Here is an 18,377-nt window from a genome sequence, read left to right as displayed (position 1 = left end):
TGGATTGGTTGTTCCGCCTGAACTTGAGCCGCCATCTGTGCTTGATGTTGGATTGGTTGTTCCGCCTGAACTTGAGCCACCATCTGTGCTTGATGTTGGATTGGTTGTTCCGCCTGAACTTGAGCCGCTATCTGTGCTTGATGTTGGGTTTGTTGTTCCGCCTGAACTTGAGCCACCATCTGTACTTGATGTTGGATTGGTTGTTCCGCCTGAACTTGAGCCGCCATCTGTGCTTGATGTTGGATTGGTTGTTCCGCCTGAACTTGAGCTACCATCTGTACTTGATGTTGGGTTTGTTGTTCCGCCTGAACTATCCGAATTAGCATTTGAAGAAGCAACATAGCTTGAAGCTGCTGAAGCATCTGATTCAGCTTGACTTGCAGCATATGATGCGGCTTCAGCTTCACTTAATGCTTGTGAAGCAAGACTTGATGCTGCTATTGAGTCTGCCATAACTTCTGACCGATAAGAATCAAAGTCAGGATCACTACTAATAGCTGCAGATCCAGCTTGATTTGCTTCTGAGCTTGCTTTATCAACAAGTGATTGCGCTTGACTTGCATGATCGCTTGCTTGACTCGCTAATGAGCTTGCTGTGCTTGCTGATGTTGAGGCATCTGAGGCAAAGCTTTGGACATTAGTATCATCTGGATATTGACTTGCAAGAGAACTTGCTGTTGAGGATCCAGATGAGGCTTCATTTGAAGCTTCAGATGCAATACTTACTGCAGATGAAGCTGTACTTTGTGTTTCATCCCAAAGAGGTGAGACATAAAGACCATTTCCTGAATTACCAGTCAAAGGATCCCCAACAGAAAAGTCAGAAGTCAAGAATGCATTTGCATATTGACTCAAATCAAGTCCAGAGAATTTAAAGATATTTTCTTTAGATACGCCATCAGCTCCAACTTTGATAGACACATTGATAGTGGCAATTGCTTTACCATCTGCGTACAAAGTAGCAGTTCCATCTTGAGTAGAACTTGGCATATCCGCATTCCAAACATCAAGAACAGCATAAACTGTTTGATTTGTGCTTGCTGGAAGATTTTCTCCTTGTTCGTAGGCAAGTGTATATCCATAAGAACCTGTGAACTCTTGACCAGTAGATGGATCAGTTGATTCGTAGGTAAATGTGATTGGGCTTCCAGCTGTATCAACTGTTGCCGAACTTGCAGTTCCAGCTACAAGTGCATATCCTGAAATTGTAGGTGCTGAAACTGTTTCTCCAGCATACTTGTCATAGGTATATGAACCGATTGATGTACCATCAGAGGTTACAGCATTGATGACCCCTTGAATATCATCTGTATTTACTTGATAAACAACTGAAGTATATTGGGTTTGGCCTGGTGGTGCTGATACCCCTTGAACTGCTCCTAAAGCGTTTGCAGTAATTACTGTTGTTTCTGGAACAAAAGTATTATCTAATTGTCTATCAGTTATAGCTGCAGATTGACCTTCATAATAATAATTAGCTGTTTTTAAATTCTCTAAAATTTGTTCTGTTGGATCGTTAAATGTCAAACCAACTGCAACTGTCGCAAGTCCAGTTGCTGAATAACCTGAACTTGTTAAAATTTGTTGAATAGCTGAAGACATAGCAACAGACATTGCACTAGAAGCTCCTGATAGAATGCCATTAGATTGAGTAACTACATTCATGGCGGAAGTGTCAGCTGCTACTGAACCTGTTGCATTATTTGCAGTATTCAACATATTTTGGAAAATCGTGTTAATATTTCCTTGAGCCGTTGCAATATAACTACCTGCAACAGAAGCTGTATTAGTATTCGTTGATAAACCGTAAATTGCGAGGGCGCCTGATAATGCAAGATATTTTGCATAGGCAAGATTTACTCCAAGGTTAGATTGCAAATCACCTGCTGCAATTGCATTAGAAACTGCTGCAGAAAGATTAATTGGCATTAATCCAGCAATATTGGATGAAGATAAGGCTGCTGCGGAAACTTTTGTTGAAGCTTGGCTTGCTTGTGCTGTAGAAACAGCAATAGGAAGTGTAGATACGGTATTGGCTGCCAATGTCGCCTGACTAATTAAGTTAGCCATGATATTTGAAATATTTTGACTAACCGCTGTTGTATATGAAATCCCATCGGCATTGATCGTTAATGTACCATCAGTATTCATTGTTACAGGTGCCAAAATAGATTGTGTATAAATACCATTTGTTCCCTTAACTACAGCTTTAGCATTTGTTGCTAAACCATCCAAAGTCGTTTGTGCTGCATTTACTGTTTGTTGATAAGAAAGTAATGCGTTAATTAAAGCAGATAAGGGTTGCTGTGCTTGAGTTGCTGCTTGAGCTATCGAATTTCCAAGCACTGCTGTTGTCGCTTGAGTAATATCTTGATAGTTATTTAGTCCTAGGATATCGGAAATTTTAAAAGAGCCAAAAGTAGGACCTGTAATTCGGATTCCAACGTTCACAACATAATCCATCAAAGCATTAAGTTGATAGGTTTGCAAATCTTCTGAATAGATATTATATAATGCACCATTATTATAAACAGTAACTTGAGTCGTTCCTGTTCCTCCAGCTACTGGCGTTACATTTCCATTAATATCGATATTAAAGTGGTTGCATTATTTACTGCTCCTAATAGTGAATATGTTGGCGTTCCAATCAAAGCTGTGGTTGCTTGAGATGCTGCAACAACTGCTGCGGAATTCATCAATTTATTTGCTTGGGAAGCGCTCAATTGAGTTATAAGTTGTTGAGTATTGGTTGTATCAATTAATAGATTTGATGCTCCGACCATTTTAAGCATGTTATTTTCTGCTTGTTGAGCTGTATAAAGCTGTAATGCAAGGCTAAGTAATGTCGAATTCGTTGCCGTCGCTAAAGAGTCAACTGCTACTGCTGCGGCAGCATAAGAAGCAACTCCTGAACTAAAGGCTGTATTCACAAGTGATGTTGCTGATGAATTACCTGTAAACTGAACAGAAACTAAGGCTTGCGAATCTTGAGTCGTTTGATAATTTCCATAAGTTGTTGTCAAAGCATTGTTAGAACCAAGCGAAGCAATTGTTTGATTGTTTACAACTACAGCTGAGGATAGCGCAAGAATATTCCCTAATTCAAGAAATTCAAGGGTTGACCCTGTTTGAGCAGTAATTAAAGCTGAAAGACTTGTTAAATTCGTGTTATTAGTGAAAACTGCAGTTGACGCGGTAGCTGCCGCTGTTGATGCCATATCATATAAAGATTGCGCAGTTTGTTGAACTGTAGCCAAACTTGAAGCAATTGTACTATAAGAGTTAGCAATATTAGCATATGATGAAGCTAAGCTTGTATTCGATTGTGTTTGATATGAGGATGCAATTATTGAATAAGAAGTTGCTAAAGAATTTTGCATTGCAATTCCAGCACTTGCAGAAGCTGCTACAACCGAAGCTGAGGAAAGTATCTCACTCTGTTCATCAAAAGTAGTATTTGCAGTAGACGCATTAGATGCAAATGTAGAAGCGTTAGCAAAATCATCTGCTTGTGATTTTTGTAAATCATTATATGCCGCTACAGATGACGCAATTGCTGTACCTGAATTATTAGTTGCAATGGAATCTGTAATTGAAGTAGCGATTGAGATATAAGCAGACTGTGCTCCATCAAGTAAAACTGACTCTGAATGAATAACAGTAATATAAGAGTTAGCAATACTATTAAAAGCCGATTGTGCTGCCGAAGCTGAATTCAATAGTGAACTTGCCGAAGTTGCTACTGAAGTTGCAGATGAAACTATAGAACTCATGGTTGTCATTGTGACATTAGCTGAAGAATATGCATTTGAAGCTTGTACATAGGCTCCAGAGGCATTAACCGCGGCTGTACTATATGAATTAGCTATCAAACCATAAGAACTTGCAAGTGAGGCATATGAAATATTGTTTGGATCAGAATCAGCAGCTGATTGGGCAGCTGTAGAGGTTTTTGCTCCACCGATGTCTGTAATCGGAGGAAGATATACACCAGCAACAATGGTCCCCCCTGCTGCTTTATAAGCAGAATCATAGGCACTTTGGGCGTATGATGAAGCTACGCTTGATGTATAGCTTGAAGCCAAACTTTCCCAAATATAATTACTCGTTGTTGCAAGATTTGCTGCCGATTGACCTGCGGCTACTTGAGAAGTAAAAGTGCTAGTAGCTGATGAAGTATAGCTTGATAAGCCAGCAGAGTTAGCCCCAATTGCTGCTACTGAAAAAGCAGATTGTTTATTCATTTCAGATGAATTCGAAATGGCATTTGAAGAAGCTACTGATGCTGTTGAGGTTGCTGATGAAACTACTGAACTTGCAGAAGAAATCGTTGTTGTAGCATTTGATGCAGCTATCGCATAAGAACCTGCAGATGACATATTTTGTAGTGCAAGCAGTGAACTTGCTGTATAGCTGGCTTGGATAGATGTCAGGGTTGCACTCAGTAGAGAATAAGCAGAGCTGTAGGTTAATAAATTATCAGATGTCGCTACAGCTGAAACCAGCGCAAAAGCTGATGAAACATTACTAGCTAAAGAAGATAATACTGTAGTGGCACCATCAGAAATTAATACTGCTGTTTCTGAGTAATATGCAGATTCGATAGAAGCATTTGATTTACGAAGTGCATCAATCATTGAATTATTTGCCGCTACTGAAGAAGCTGTAATTGTATTTGCTGTTGAAGTTGCTGTAAAACTTCCGGAAGATGGCTGACCGCTTGTAAGTTTTGTGTATGTCCCACCAGCAAGTTGAGCTGTCGCTCCTCCTGCAGAGGACTGACCAGAATCCGTACCAGGAGTTGTAATTGTTACAGCAGCTACAGAATAACCTGCTTGTGTTTGGTCAGTCGATGGCGAAACAGTCCATGAATAAGAACCATCAGAAAGCGTAGAACCTGAATTTGAAATTGACTGAGTTGCTTTAATATCAACTGTTGTTTGTGAAGCTGCTCCAGAACCAGCTGTTACTGCTCCATTTGAATTCAAGTTTGTCGAAGAGGTTGTATTAATCGTTCCTCCACTTGAAGCAGTAGATGAACTATTGATACCAATTGTTGTTGCTCCGCCAGTACCGTTTGTGTTTTGTGAGTTACTCGTTTCTGGTGCGCCAATTGGATTTCCAGAATTATTATCTTGCTTAAGTACAGCACTTGAAGAATTTACTTGTGCATCAGTATAACTACTCGGATTTGCTGAAGATTTTGCCACTGTATTAGCTGAATTTGCTACAGAAGCATTATCAGCCCCAGCTGTAGCATTTGATCCAAGTCCACCAGTTGCAGTGTTTTCTGCTCCAGTTGTTTTACCTGTTGAAGTTGAAAGAACTTGGTCAGCAAAAACGCCATGGGAAGAGGAAGCAATTGCTCCACCTGAAACTACTAAAGCAAGGATAGACGAGGCATAGAGCCATTGTTTTCCTGATTTCCAAGTTCTAAAATTTTCATGAACTTGGGCATTTTCAGGAATTTTGAATTGATTGTTTTTCATCAGTTCTCCTTTGTCCGTCATAATATTTTTTAGAGTAAATATTTTTATTATGACTAGTGAATATTCCAATAATTTAACATATGATAAGTTTCAACTAAAACTACTAAAAGTCATTGTGACTTCTTTCAATAAACAGGGAAGCCCTAATGGTAACATTACTTATTCTCATCTTCACGCCTCTTTTCTTTTGACTTAGTTCAATGATTATTTCCATGAATAAATGTAAAATGATGTATTTTCAGCCTTTATGAAAGAATGAAAACCTTATCAGGAATATGTACAGATTCCTTTTGATAAATTATACAACTTTCTTTCTTTTATTTCAATATATTTCTTTTAGATTTTTTTGTTTTTATTTTAAATAAACATAGTATTTCGTAGAATACATTTTGATTTTACCTTTCATTTAATTATCTTTTGAGTTAACAATTAAAAAAACCTCATCATATTGATGAGGTTTCTATCTTTTACATGTTAGTACCGTTTGAAGCAATTACTTCTTTATACCAATCAAATGATTTTTTCTTAGAACGTTTTTTTGTTCCATTTCCTTCGTCATCTAAGTCAACGTAGATGAATCCATAACGCTTACTCATTTCTCCTGTAGATGCTGAAACTAAATCAATACAGCCCCAAGGTGTGTAACCCATTAGGTCGACACCATCTTCAACTGCTTCATTCATTGATTGAATGTGTTTTTTGAGATAATCAATACGATAATCATCTTGTATCGTTCCGTCTTCTTCTACTTTATCAATTGCACCTAAGCCATTTTCGACAATGAAGAGCGGGACTTGATAGCGACCGTATAAATCATTAAGGGCGTAACGAAGTCCGTCAGGGTCAACTGCCCAACCCCATTCGCTTTCTTTTAAAAAGGGATTTTTAACTCCTCCAAGAACCATATTTCCTGAAGCTTGAACGCCTTCCCCTGTTTTTGATTCTACAGTCGACATATAATAACTAAATCCTATATAATCAACTGTTCCTTCTTTTATTATCTTTAGATCTTCTTCGGAAATTTCAAGTGCATCTACATTTACTCCGTGTTTACGGTGAAGTCGATTCGTAAATGCGGGATAGGCTCCTCGAACTTGTACATCATTACAGAAATAATTAAACTCTTGAATACTTTCTTGTGTTGCTAATTGATTTACTGGGTTTGCATCGAACGAATAAGTTGTTGAATAAATACTCATACAACCAATTTGTAAACTCTTATTCAAGTCATGCCCAAATTTTACAGCTTGAGCACTTGCAACAAATTGATTATGCCAAGCTTTGAAAACATTAGTTTTGTCAACTCCACCATTAGATGGAACAAGTCCTTGACTTAAACCTGAAAAGAATGTTGCTGAATTGATTTCATTAAAAGTCATCCAATATTTCACTTTGTCTTGATAACGTTCTAACAAAACTTTTGCAAAACGGACATAAAATTCGATTAGTTCGCGATTTTTCCATCCTCCATATGTTTTAGCTAAATTAAGTGGCATTTCATAGTGGGAAATTGTAACCACTGGTTCAATTCCATATTTCAAACACTCATCAATTAGTTGATCATAAAAAAGCAAACCTTTTTCATTTGGAGTTGTTTCATCTCCCATTGGAAAAATTCTTGACCAAGCTACCGAAAAACGGTAAGCTTTAAATCCCATTTCTGCAAATAATGCAATGTCTTCTTTAAACTGATGATAATGATCAATTCCATCATGATTTGGATAAGTGAAATGTTCAGTGTCAATCGTCCAATCAAATTCCGGACTTGCAAGAATTGCCAATCTTTCTTTACCTCCTGGCATTGCATCTGCTACTGAGAGCCCTTTACCATCTATATCATAAGCACCTTCTAATTGATTTGCTGCCGTTGCTCCACCCCATAAAAAGTCTGTTTTAAATGTCATTTTATAATTTTCCTATCTAATTTTTAAAGTTTTTCATCAATGCTATTTTAAACTGGATTTGCCACTAATTCAGTTGATTGTGCATTAACTGCAGTTAGTAACACTTCATTTTGATGAATCGTCGATTGATTTGTAACTAGAATGTCCATATAATCTTGAGTATTTGTTACAATGATTGGAACTTGAGTACTGTATCCCGCATTTTGAATACGCTCAATATCAAACTTGAGGAGTAAGTCACCTTTTTTTACACTCTGTCCTTGTTTTACAAAAGTTTCAAAGTATTTCCCTTCAAGTTGGACAGTATCTATTCCGATATGAATGAGAAGTTCAGTTCCCTCATTTGAAATTAAACCTACTGCATGTTTAGTTGGGAACAAAATCATAACCATTCCATCAAATGGAGCACGAACCTCACCTAGTGTTGGTTCAATCGCTGCTCCTTTGCCCATTACACCTGCAGAAAAGGCTGCATCTTTAACTTGTGATAGTGGAATAACTTTTCCTTCAAGAGGGCTTCCAATTGTTTCTTTATTCGTTTTTTGTTTATTAAATTTTTTGTCAGGGCTTGGATTTTCAATAACATCATCTTCAAATCCCACAAGATAAGTTACTACGAAGCCAGCTATAACTGCTACAGCTGAAACAATCATCATTTTAATCGCGCCTGAAACTTCACCTGTAAGGGTAATATTAGATGTAAAACTGAAGATTCCCAAAGCTCCCATTGTATAGGCTTTAATTCCCAAGGCCATGGCAACAGCTGATAAAATTCCACTTACGATACATGAAACCCAAAATGGACGTTTCTTAGGGAGGGTAATTCCGTAAATTGCTGGTTCTGTAACACCAAACCAACCAGAAATAAAGGCTGGTATTGCTAATTCACGAAGTCGTTTATCTTTTGTTTTTAGCATCACTGCTCCAACAGCTCCAGTTTGCGCAAACGATGCAACACTTGCGGCAATTAAAAGCGCGGTTGGTTCTCCTTTTGCTAATGCGATAATGGCAAATGGAACAATTGCCCAATGTAGTCCAAACATGACTAAGACTTGCCAAGCAAATCCTAGCACTAAACCAAATATAATAGGATTAAATCCTTGTAACGCTAGTAAACCTTTGCCTAAAGCATCTGAAGCAAGATTCATTACTGGTCCAATAACTAGGAAGCCTAGAGGAATTGAGATGATTGCCGTAAAGAATGGTGTCAAGAAAAGCTTTACTACATCAGGAATAATTTTCTTTAACTGGTGTTCTAAAAATGCTGCAAATGCTGTAATGGCAATAATTGGCATTACAGAAGACCCATAGCCAGCAGTTGGTACTGAAAAAGGAATTCCAAAGAGGCTTAATCCACCACTTTCTGCAAATGTTTTTGCAACTGTTCCGTCTACGAAACCTGGGTAAACAAGTGCTGCGGCAATCATCATTCCAACAAATGGTGAACCATTAAATTTTTTCATTGAAGTATATCCAATGAAAATTGGTAGGAAGAGAAATAGACCATCACCCATTGCATTAAAAACAGCATAGGTTGCAGACGCTTGAAAACTTTGTCCCAAGGCAAAGGATAAAATTGCATTAACCCCTTTAATCATACCCGCTGCTGCTAATGGAGCTAATATTGGTTGGAAAATTCCTGAGATCAATTCCACAAATTGATCGAAAAGGTTTCCTTTTTGTGCAGAGTCTGCTGGTGAGGTATCAAGTACCCCAAGGACAGCATCTACATCTGCACGCACTTCTGGTACATGATTCCCAATAACGACTTGGTATTGGCCGCCAGATTGCATTACTGTAACTACACCATCCATATTTTTCAGGACATCGGTATTTGCTTTTTTCTCATCTCTGAGTTTAAAACGTAACCGTGTAATACAGTTAATCACTGAGATGACATTTTCTTTGCCACCTACATTTGCTACAATGTCTTTTGCAAGAGCTTCATATTTGCCCATTACAAACCTCCAAAATAATATATTTTTTAGAGGTTTCGCCAACTTAATGTCACGATCCAATTGTTACCATAGTTGATGATGACTAAAGTCATCTTAAAAATTAATCTTGTATTTTTTCTAAAATACGTGCTAGATGAACGGTCATATATATTTGTTCATTTTGAGAAACTTCGTACGACCTTGTCTGTTTAAGAAACTCACTGACTTTTTTTGTTCCTATGTATGCTCTTGGGTATTTTCTGGTTATTAGAAGGAATAAGTCTTCATCGGTGCTTTCATCACTTTTTGTATTAGAAAGTATTCTTTCAGTGAAAAATTTAAGGTGAGTAATAAACCTTTGAAAATAAATATCTTGCTCATTAAAGTTTACTTGTAAAGTATACTTTAGAGTTGTTAATATTTCTTCCATTAATTTTGTTAATTCCGTTGCATATTCATGACCACTTCCCAGGGTTCCATTAACAATGTGCATGGCCAGAAAACCTGCTTCATCTTCTGGAAGTGAGATATTAAGTTTTTCTTGAACTTTTTGAAGTGTTTCAAGACAAAGTGCAAATTCTTCTGGAAAAAATCTCTTAATATCCCACAAAAGAAAATTTTTAATAGTTATATTGTCTTTTTCACGAATAATTGCTGCATTTAAATGGTCAGCGAAAGCAACCAATACGGTATCAGAAATTGTTTTATCAAATTTTGTTTTTGCTTTTGCTAAAGTTAAAATCGAAAGTTCTACGATTCCACTTGGAATTTCCGAAAGTAATTCTGAAAAATTCTGTTGCTCAGAAGTTACTTTCAATGCAAAAATTTTTTCAATTTTTTTGTCTTCAACAACTTCACCTGCTTTTTTCCCAAATCCTAAGCCTAAACCCATAAGAATGGTTTCTTCATTATCATTTTGAGCAATGACTACATTATTGTTCAGAACTTTTTTGATTTTCACATTCTTCTCCATTTCACAAAAATAGACCTTATCCCCCTATGATTATAGGTTTGATAAGGTCTAGCTTAACTTAATAATCACTATCCAATTTTTGTAACCGTTTTATTTAATAAAAGTATACCATTTGTAAAGTGGACTGTCAAGGATATATGGTTTTATTAATTTTTCAATTATCTTAAAAATTGATTGCGTTTTCAATAAATTTAATAACTTCGTTTTCTTTACCTTCATGTAAATCACGAACAATTTTTGAACCAACAATAACTCCTGAGGACACTTTATTAAAACGGTCCACATCAGATAATGTAAAAATTCCAAATCCTGTCAAAACAGGAACATCCGTTAATGAAGACAACGCTTTTAAATGTTGGTCAAGCTGGTTACTATAAGCATTTTCTTTCCCAGTTACTCCATTTATTGCAACGGCATAGATAAATCCTTCAGCATCGGCTACAAGTTCTTTTTGCCGAGAAAGTGGCGTGGTTAATGAGACCAGAGGAACTAAACAGATATCTTTATCATTGATAAATGGTTTGATATAGTCCTCATGCTCTTTAGGTAAATCTGGAATGATAAGGCCTTTAACTGGTGTTTCTTCAAGAGCTGCAACAAACTTTTCAATTCCAAACTGATAAACGGGATTGAAATAGGTCATAATTACTAGAGGAACTTTTGTATCAATTGTTTTTAAGGTTTCAAGAATACTTAAAAGTGATACATTTCTTGCTAAAGCACGCAAACCTGCTTGTTCGATGACTGGACCATCAGCAACCGGATCTGAAAATGGAACGCCAATTTCAATAGCGGAGCTCCCGGCTTGTTCAAGAAGTTGAATGGTTTCTTTAAGACCTTCTAAGCCTTTTTCATGGTCGCCAGCCATGATATAAGGAATAAAATTATTTTTTTTATTGCTTAAAGTCATTTGTAAAGTTTTCATTTTTTCACCTCTTTTTCTGCTTCAAGTCGTTCTTTAACTTGAACCACATCCTTATCCCCACGTCCTGAAAGACAAACAATCATTGATTTATCTGCTCCTAATTCTTTTGCTAGTTTGACTGCATAGGCGATAGCATGAGAGCTTTCTAGTGCTGGAATAATTCCTTCAGTTCGAGATAAGATTTTAAAACCTTCAAGTGCTTCTTCATCTGTAATATCAACATATTTTGCTCGTCCAACAGCATTGAAATAAGAGTGTTCTGGTCCGATTCCTGGATAGTCTAAACCGGCTGAAATACTAAAGGCTTCTAAGATTTGACCATTTTCATCTTGAAGGACATCCATGAGCGTTCCGTGAAGAACACCGGGGCGGCCTTTAGTAATTGTTGCCGCATGATGTGGCGTATCAATACCAAGACCAGCAGCTTCGACACCATACATGGCAACTGATTCATCATTAACGAAGGGATAAAAAAGTCCCATCGAATTTGAACCTCCACCGACACAAGCTACTAAAGCATCTGGAAGTTTATTTTCTTTTTCTAAAAATTGGGCACGCGCTTCTTGTCCAATAACAGCTTGATAATCACGCACAATTTGTGGAAATGGATGTGGTCCAAGAACTGAGCCCATTACATAATGCGTATCTTCAACTTGAGCAACCCATGCTCTAAGTGCTGCATTAACCGCATCTTTAAGTACGCGTGAACCATCAGTTACTGAATGAACTTTTGCCCCGAGTAATTCCATGCGAAAGACATTGAGAGATTGTCTTTTAACGTCTTCTTCACCCATATAAATCGTACATTCCATGCCAAAGAGGGCAGCAGCGGTTGCGGTTGCGACACCGTGTTGGCCTGCCCCTGTTTCAGCAATGACTTTATTTTTTCCCATTTTTTTGGCAAGGAGGACTTGTCCGAGGGCATTGTTAATTTTGTGTGCTCCTGTATGGTTTAGGTCTTCTCTTTTAAGATAAATTTTTGCTCCGCCCGCATATTCTGTTAAGCGTTTTGCATAATAGAGTGGGTTTTCTCGTCCAACATAGTCTTTAAGTAATTCTTTAAGTTCTGCTTGAAAGAGAGGGTCTTTTTTACTATCTTCATAGGCTTCTTCTAATTGTTTTACTGCTGTCATTAGTGTCTCAGGTACGAATTGGCCCCCGAATTGGCCGTAAAATCCTTTGTTGTTAGGTTGGTTGTAGGTCATGTTGTTGCTCCTTTGATTTTTTTTATTTATTTTTTTAGTTCTTCTCTTAAAATTCCATATTTTATTGAATCATACCAAGTTTCTTGCCAATATCTAACTTTTCTGATTTGCCCTTCAAGTTTTAGACCACTTTTTTCTCCTAGTCTCATCATTCCTTGATTTCCTGACCAAGTTGTAAATCCTATGTGCTGAATCTTCGGATAAGTTTCAAAAAGGTGCTTCAACCAAAAAGATAAGGCATCCTGTCCAATTCCACGTCCCCACAATTTACTATCATAAATCACTATACCAAACTCAAGCCATTTTTGTAATTTACCGTCTTCCCAATAAGCTGACAGCATTCCAATGATTCGATTTTGAAAGATAATAAGTGCAACATTTGGTTGATTTATTTTAAGAGATATTTTTCTTGAAAATTCTTCCCAACTCAGGATTGGCTCCTCAAAATAGGGAGCGTTGAAAGACATCCAATGTAAATCAGATTTAGGTCCATAACTAATTTGCCAAAGCTCTAATATATCTTCTTTTTGAATTGACTTAATAATGAGACCATTTCGAATCTCTACACCCTCTTCAATAAGATTATCATTCATTGTCATTCCTCTTCTGTTCCTTTATTAACTTATCTAAAATAAAGGAATCTTTTTGCTTCCCTCCTCGCCACTCATCTCGTTTTGCTGCCTGATAGCTTTTAAGGGATTGTTCAACATTTGGAAGATAATATTTTTCGCCATTTTCCATTCTTTCTTGTTGAATGGTCAAATAGTCAACCCCGGCATAGTTTTTAAGGGTCTCCACACTTGCAAAGCCAACATGAATGCTAGCTTTTTCAAATTTATGCTCATGTAAGTCAATGAGCTGATAACCTAATTCTTCCATTAAACTTGTTAATTGCTCAAAATTTTCAAAATCAGGCTTTTTGAGTTGAATATCAATGTCATCAGGATTTGTTGGAAAATTGATTATTTGCTCAACTGCTAAACTTCCCATTAAATAAGGGATAATCTTATTTTCATTTAGCTATTTTGTGATTCTTAAAAATTCTATAAATAATTGCTTTGATGAGGAAAGGCTTGCATTTTGAACAAAGTTTTTTATTTTTGTAAGGTTTTTAATTCCGTCAGTTTCTACTCCAGAAGAAACATCCACACCGTAGGCATTTGGAAAATGTTGAATAGCAGCTGCTACATTTTCTGGATTAAGTCCACCAGCGATGAAAAATTTATTTTTCAGACCGCTGGTCACCAAAGAGTCCCAATCAAATGCTTGACCACTTCCAGCTTGTGGACTATCAAATAATAAAATTACATCTTCGTATTCTTTAAATTCTTGGTCTGGTCTTATTGCTTTAATAACCGAAATATCTAGTTGATTAATGTAATTCATATCTTCATTTCCGTGAAGCTGAACCAGATCGAGTTGAGCAACTTGAATGGCTTTTTTTACAAAATCAATAGGTTCATCAACAAAAACTCCTACTTTTTTGACTGTTTTTGGGACATCGTTTGTGATTTGAAGAATTTTTTCTGGTGCAACTTGGCGTTTTGAGGGACTAAGAATAAAACCGAGATGTGTGACACCAGATTCTACAGCTGTATCAACAGCTTCTTTTGTAGATAAGCCACAGATTTTAATTTTCATTCGTTTTCCTCTTGACTTTTAAATCTTTCAAAGATTTTTCTAGATTTTCTGATTGCATGAGTGCTGTTCCAACCAATATTCCATTGAAAGTATCGGAAACTTTTTGGGCTTCGTTTGCGCTAAAAATGCCTGATTCGGAAATGTAGATACTGTCTTCTTTAAAGTAGGGTGTCAAATCTACTGAATTTTGTAAGCTCACTTCAAAGGTTTTTAAATTACGATTATTAACTCCAATAATTTTAGTTCCAAGCTGATGAGCAATCTCAAGTTCTGCTTTATTATGTGTTTCAACAAGAACTTCAAGTCCTAGTGAAATTGCGTAGTTGTAGAGGTTTTGGAGTTTGGGGTATTGATTTTCAAAAACTGCGACAATGAGTAAAATAACTGTTGCTCCCGCATTAACTGCCCGATTGATTTGTTTTTTATCGATGATAAAATCCTTGTTCAAGGTGGGGATTTGGACATTTTCTGAAATTTCACGGAGATATTCAATATTTCCTTTAAAAAATACAGGGTCAGTTAAGACGGAAATCATAGCGGCACCGGCTTGTTCGTAATTTTTGGCTTGGTCAACGATATCCACTTCTAAGTTAATATCACCTAGACTGGGCGAAGCTTTTTTGACTTCGGCAATCACTTGAAGCTGGTCGGAATGTTCTTTTAAGTAATCATAAAAATTGTATGTTTGACGAACTTTTCCTACTTGTTCTTCTGGCATTTTAGCAATTTCAAGTCGTTTTTCTGCTAGGATTGTTTCTAGAAATTTTCCTTTTTTTATGTTCATATTTTTCTCTCATTTTCTGCTATTTCAAAATTTGCCATCAAGATTTTTAACCAATTTGTTCTGCTTGTAATTCATGCAACTTGGTAAGAGCTGCTCCTGTACTAATTACTTCTCTTGCAAGGTCAACTCCGGATTTAATGGAATCAACTTTTCCATTGGCATAAAATCCAAGTCCGGCATTTAAAACGGTCGTTTCTAAAAAGGCTGACGGTTGATTTTCAAGGACATTTTTTAAAATTTCAGCATTTTCTGGGGCTTCACCTCCACGAATATCATTGAGTTGAACTTCTGAAATACCAACGTCTGAGGCTCTAAATTCATGCAAAGTCACTTTGTCATTTTCTAAAAGTGCGTAATGATTAAGTCCAAAGGGAGTTGCTTCGTCCATTCCGCCTTCACCTGTGATGACTAATGCTCGCTTACGGCCCAAGCCTTTCAAAACATTTGCTGTTAATTCAAGCAAATCAGGACGTGAAGTCCCGAGCAACTGTGTTTCAAGTGAAATTGGATTGATTAGTGGCCCAGTCAAGTTCATAATTGTTGGAATTTCGAGTTGTCTGCGGACTGGCGTGAAGTATTTCATCGCTGGGTGGAGATTTTGAGCAAAAAGGAAAACTAAACCAACTTTGTCAAAAACTTGAGCTAACTTTTCTGCTGGTAAATAAAGATTGATTCCTAAGGTCTCAAGAACGTCTGCCGAGCCAGATTTACTGGTAATGGAGCGATTTCCGTGTTTTGCCATATTGACTCCACCAGCTGCTAAAACAAAAGCGGCTGTGGTTGAAATATTAAAACTGAATGAGCGGTCGCCTCCTGTTCCACAATTGTCCATCGCATTTGTCAAATTTGTTGGAATGGGAATCGCTGCTTTTTGTAAAGCTCGAGCCAAACCAGTCAATTCGCTTGCTGCTTCACCTTTCATTTTTAATGCTACTAAAAAGCTGGCAAGTTGGACCTCGCTTAATTCACCTTGGATAATTGAATTAGCAAGCATATTCATTTCATTTTCGGTCATGTCACGACCTGACATCACTTTTTCAAGTTCATTTTTCATTTGATGACTCCTTGTTTTCATTTACTTGGTTGACAAAATTTTCAATCATGGTCATACCATCCAATGTGCCAATGGATTCTGGGTGAAATTGTAATCCATAAATCTGTTCTTTTTCATTTTCAATAGCCATAATTTCACCATCATCTGTCGCGACTGCTGTGATTGCAAAATCTGGTAAAGCGACTGCCTCATCCATGACAATTGAATGATAGCGCATAACTAGAAATTTTGAGGGAAGATGATTGAAAAGTAAATTTCCTGAGGTCTGACGGACTTGTGAATTCTTGCCATGCATGACTTGATGTGCCAATCGAAGTTTGCCACCAAAAACTTCAACGATAGCTTGAAAACCTAGACATATTCCTAAAATTGGTTTTTGACCTGCAAATTGCTGAATAAGTGTTTCCATTTTTCCAGCATCCGCAGGCCAACCAGGACCTGGTGAGAATATTAAGGCATCTGCTTTTTCTGCCATATTTTCCAAAGAATCATCGTCATTTTTCACAACTGCTACATCAGTCAAAGCACCTACATACTGCACTAAGTTGTAAGTGAAACTATCGTAATTATCTATTATTAAAATCAATTTTGTCTCCTATTTTTAACGACAAGGCCTGTCAGTAATTTTTTATTTTCTGTCAGTAAAAAATTACTGACAAAATTATCTGATGATGTTAAATTTTTTATCTCTACATCTTTTTGGGTCTATTTATTGACCAACTTTCAATAATCCTTGGGCTTTGTTTAAGGTTTCTTGATATTCATGTTCGGATACTGAATCGTAAACAATTCCGGCTCCTGCTTGAACATGTGCTTTCTTGTCTTTCAAGACCATTGTCCGAATGGCAATTGCAAAATCGCAATTTCCATTTTTCGTTAGATAACCGATAGCTCCTCCATAAATTCCTCGTTTTTGCGTTTCAAATTCATAAATTCTTTGGTAGGCTCGATGCTTCGGTGATCCTGATAGCGTCCCCGCTGGCAATGTGGCGCGTAAGGCATCCATAGCTGTAAATTCAGGACGAAGCTCGCCGGTCACTTCACTTGTAATATGCATGACGTAGCGATATTTCTCAACTTTCATGAAAACAGGAACTTCGATTGAACCATATTTGGAAATTTTACCAATATCATTTCGTCCTAAATCAACAAGCATTTTGTGTTCAGCGACTTCTTTGGGATCACTTTCTAAATCTTCAATAAGAGCTTGGTCTTCAAATTCAGTTTGCCCGCGTTTTCTTGTTCCGGCAATTGGATTGGTTGAAACTTGATTTCCATGAACAGCAACCAAACGCTCTGGTGAGCTGCCAATGACATGAAAATTATCGAATTCCATAAAGTACATATACGATGAAGGATTTTCAACCCGAAGCTTTCTGTAATAATTAAAGGGGTTGTCAGTAAAATCGGCTGTTAAACGTTGTGATAAAACAACTTGGAACATGTCACCATTTCTGATAAGTTCCTTTGCTTTAGTAACTTTTTCTTCAAAAAGTTCTTGAGACATATTGCTGACGAAATTCAGTTTACTTAATTCTGTCAGTTCATTTTCTGCTTCTGTCAGTAAAGATAATGACTCAATATTTGCTGACAGCGCGTTTTGTAACTCTTTTTCTGAACGCTGACTGTAAGTATTGTCTTCAATAAAAATCAGTTTTTCTCGTTTGTGGTCAAAAATTAGGGCTGATTCGTATAACATAAAATACATATCTGGCGTTCCAATCGAATCTTTCAGTTCAGGTTGAATGCCTTCAAAAATACCATAGGTATCAAATCCAGCATATCCAATCGCTCCACTTGTAAAAGGCAAGTCTAAATTTTCGTCAGTACTTTCTGGCTGACAAACTAATTTTTCCAGAAATTCCATTGGATTTTCATCGCTAATGATTTCGTCATTTACGCTTAAAATTCCGTCAGTAAATTTGATGTGGTTCACAGGATTTAACGCAATAATTGAAAAACGTGATTGGTCATTTTCTCTGGGAATGGATTCTAAAATTACTTTATTCTTCCCTTTCAGGCGAAGATAAACCGAAATTGGGGTCATGGTGTCTGCTGAAATCTCTTTAATTTTTCTCATGTTTTCTCTCTATCTATAGGTTTGAGGAAGTCTTTTCCATTGATACTGATTAGTTAAAATTTAAGCTTCGCCATCGTTGGTTCATTTTAGAAATCCTTTCAAAAAAATACAAAAAAGCCCGTAGAGTATCAAATACTCTACGGGCGTATGTCACGCGGTGCCACCGTAATTTAAGAGTCCCTAAAAATATTACAAAAATACTAGAAAAACTCTTCTTTTCCTCGTCTAACAACAAGTTGCTTGGTATCGGGAGCATCCGTGATTTTTATTGTTTCAAATCAAATTGCGAAAAACAAATCGTTCTCGACTTTCAAATCAGCCCATTCGCTCTGATGAATTTATCTGCTCGCACAACCGCAGACTTCCTGAAAAAATTCTGATATAG

12 protein-coding genes and 1 pseudogene are annotated in these 18,377 nt (G+C 37.0%); all 13 read right to left on the bottom strand.

Annotated elements, in window-relative coordinates:
* A partial coding sequence (locus HFD15_RS03190) for a hypothetical protein (RefSeq protein WP_185155844.1) occupies positions 1-2,490 on the bottom strand: 2,490 nt, incomplete at its 3' end.
* 80 nt (positions 2,491-2,570) lie between these two features.
* Positions 2,571-5,489: a KxYKxGKxW signal peptide domain-containing protein gene (locus tag HFD15_RS03185; protein ID WP_058208830.1), complete on the bottom strand. Its 2,919-nt coding sequence runs from the start codon at positions 5,487-5,489 to the stop codon at positions 2,571-2,573.
* Between the two features lie 467 nt (positions 5,490-5,956).
* Positions 5,957-7,393, bottom strand: coding sequence for a glycoside hydrolase family 1 protein (locus tag HFD15_RS03180; RefSeq protein WP_167593175.1), 1,437 nt, complete (start codon positions 7,391-7,393; stop codon positions 5,957-5,959).
* Between the two features lie 47 nt (positions 7,394-7,440).
* Entirely contained in the window at positions 7,441-9,351 is a 1,911-nt protein-coding gene (locus tag HFD15_RS03175; protein WP_058208832.1) for a beta-glucoside-specific PTS transporter subunit IIABC, read from the bottom strand.
* A gap of 100 nt (positions 9,352-9,451) precedes the next feature.
* The gene (licT, locus tag HFD15_RS03170) at positions 9,452-10,291 is read right to left on the bottom strand and encodes a BglG family transcription antiterminator LicT (RefSeq protein ID WP_021722748.1); all 840 of its coding nucleotides are present in this window, start codon (positions 10,289-10,291) and stop codon (positions 9,452-9,454) included.
* Positions 10,292-10,466: 175 nt separating this feature from the next.
* The gene (trpA, locus tag HFD15_RS03165; RefSeq protein ID WP_058208834.1) at positions 10,467-11,228 is read right to left on the bottom strand and encodes a tryptophan synthase subunit alpha; all 762 of its coding nucleotides are present in this window, start codon (positions 11,226-11,228) and stop codon (positions 10,467-10,469) included.
* Positions 11,225-12,433 (bottom strand): tryptophan synthase subunit beta, encoded by a 1,209-nt coding sequence (trpB, locus tag HFD15_RS03160; RefSeq protein ID WP_012898074.1) that lies wholly within the window; start codon positions 12,431-12,433, stop codon positions 11,225-11,227. The genes trpA and trpB overlap by 4 nt, the downstream gene beginning before the upstream one ends.
* Before the next feature lie 26 nt (positions 12,434-12,459).
* Positions 12,460-13,026: a GNAT family N-acetyltransferase gene (locus tag HFD15_RS03155; protein ID WP_017864685.1), complete on the bottom strand. Its 567-nt coding sequence runs from the start codon at positions 13,024-13,026 to the stop codon at positions 12,460-12,462.
* Positions 13,019-14,074: pseudogene (locus tag HFD15_RS14580) on the bottom strand (phosphoribosylanthranilate isomerase). The gene HFD15_RS03155 and the pseudogene HFD15_RS14580 overlap by 8 nt, the downstream one beginning before the upstream one ends.
* Positions 14,064-14,858 (bottom strand): indole-3-glycerol phosphate synthase TrpC, encoded by a 795-nt coding sequence (gene trpC / locus HFD15_RS03140; protein WP_167593178.1) that lies wholly within the window; start codon positions 14,856-14,858, stop codon positions 14,064-14,066. The pseudogene HFD15_RS14580 and the gene trpC overlap by 11 nt, the downstream one beginning before the upstream one ends.
* A 46-nt stretch (positions 14,859-14,904) precedes the next feature.
* Entirely contained in the window at positions 14,905-15,912 is a 1,008-nt protein-coding gene (gene trpD / locus HFD15_RS03135; RefSeq protein WP_181952281.1) for an anthranilate phosphoribosyltransferase, read from the bottom strand.
* Entirely contained in the window at positions 15,902-16,498 is a 597-nt protein-coding gene (locus tag HFD15_RS03130; RefSeq protein WP_012898079.1) for an aminodeoxychorismate/anthranilate synthase component II, read from the bottom strand. The genes trpD and HFD15_RS03130 overlap by 11 nt, the downstream gene beginning before the upstream one ends.
* Positions 16,499-16,621: 123 nt before the next feature.
* Positions 16,622-17,992: an anthranilate synthase component I gene (trpE, locus tag HFD15_RS03125; protein ID WP_167593179.1), complete on the bottom strand. Its 1,371-nt coding sequence runs from the start codon at positions 17,990-17,992 to the stop codon at positions 16,622-16,624.
* Positions 17,993-18,377 lie beyond the last annotated feature (385 nt).

The organism is Lactococcus sp. EKM203L, assembly GCF_011800585.1.
GTDB lineage: Bacteria > Bacillota > Bacilli > Lactobacillales > Streptococcaceae > Lactococcus > Lactococcus lactis.
The sequence above is the reverse complement of the archived record's forward strand: the minus strand, read 5'-3'. Positions and strand labels throughout refer to the sequence as shown.

Excerpts from the sequence above, each read along its gene's own strand:
- trpA (WP_058208834.1), bottom strand. The coding sequence starts at position 11,228 with ATGAAAACTTTACAAATGACTTTAAGCAATAAAAAAAATAATTTTATT.
- HFD15_RS03155 (WP_017864685.1), bottom strand. The coding sequence starts at position 13,026 with ATGAATGATAATCTTATTGAAGAGGGTGTAGAGATTCGAAATGGTCTC.
- HFD15_RS03180 (WP_167593175.1), bottom strand. The coding sequence starts at position 7,393 with ATGACATTTAAAACAGACTTTTTATGGGGTGGAGCAACGGCAGCAAAT.
- HFD15_RS03175 (WP_058208832.1), bottom strand. The coding sequence starts at position 9,351 with ATGGGCAAATATGAAGCTCTTGCAAAAGACATTGTAGCAAATGTAGGT.
- trpB (WP_012898074.1), bottom strand. The coding sequence starts at position 12,433 with ATGACCTACAACCAACCTAACAACAAAGGATTTTACGGCCAATTCGGG.
- trpE (WP_167593179.1), bottom strand. The coding sequence starts at position 17,992 with ATGAGAAAAATTAAAGAGATTTCAGCAGACACCATGACCCCAATTTCG.
- trpD (WP_181952281.1), bottom strand. The coding sequence starts at position 15,912 with ATGAAAAATGAACTTGAAAAAGTGATGTCAGGTCGTGACATGACCGAA.
- trpC (WP_167593178.1), bottom strand. The coding sequence starts at position 14,858 with ATGAACATAAAAAAAGGAAAATTTCTAGAAACAATCCTAGCAGAAAAA.
- HFD15_RS03185 (WP_058208830.1), bottom strand. The coding sequence starts at position 5,489 with ATGAAAAACAATCAATTCAAAATTCCTGAAAATGCCCAAGTTCATGAA.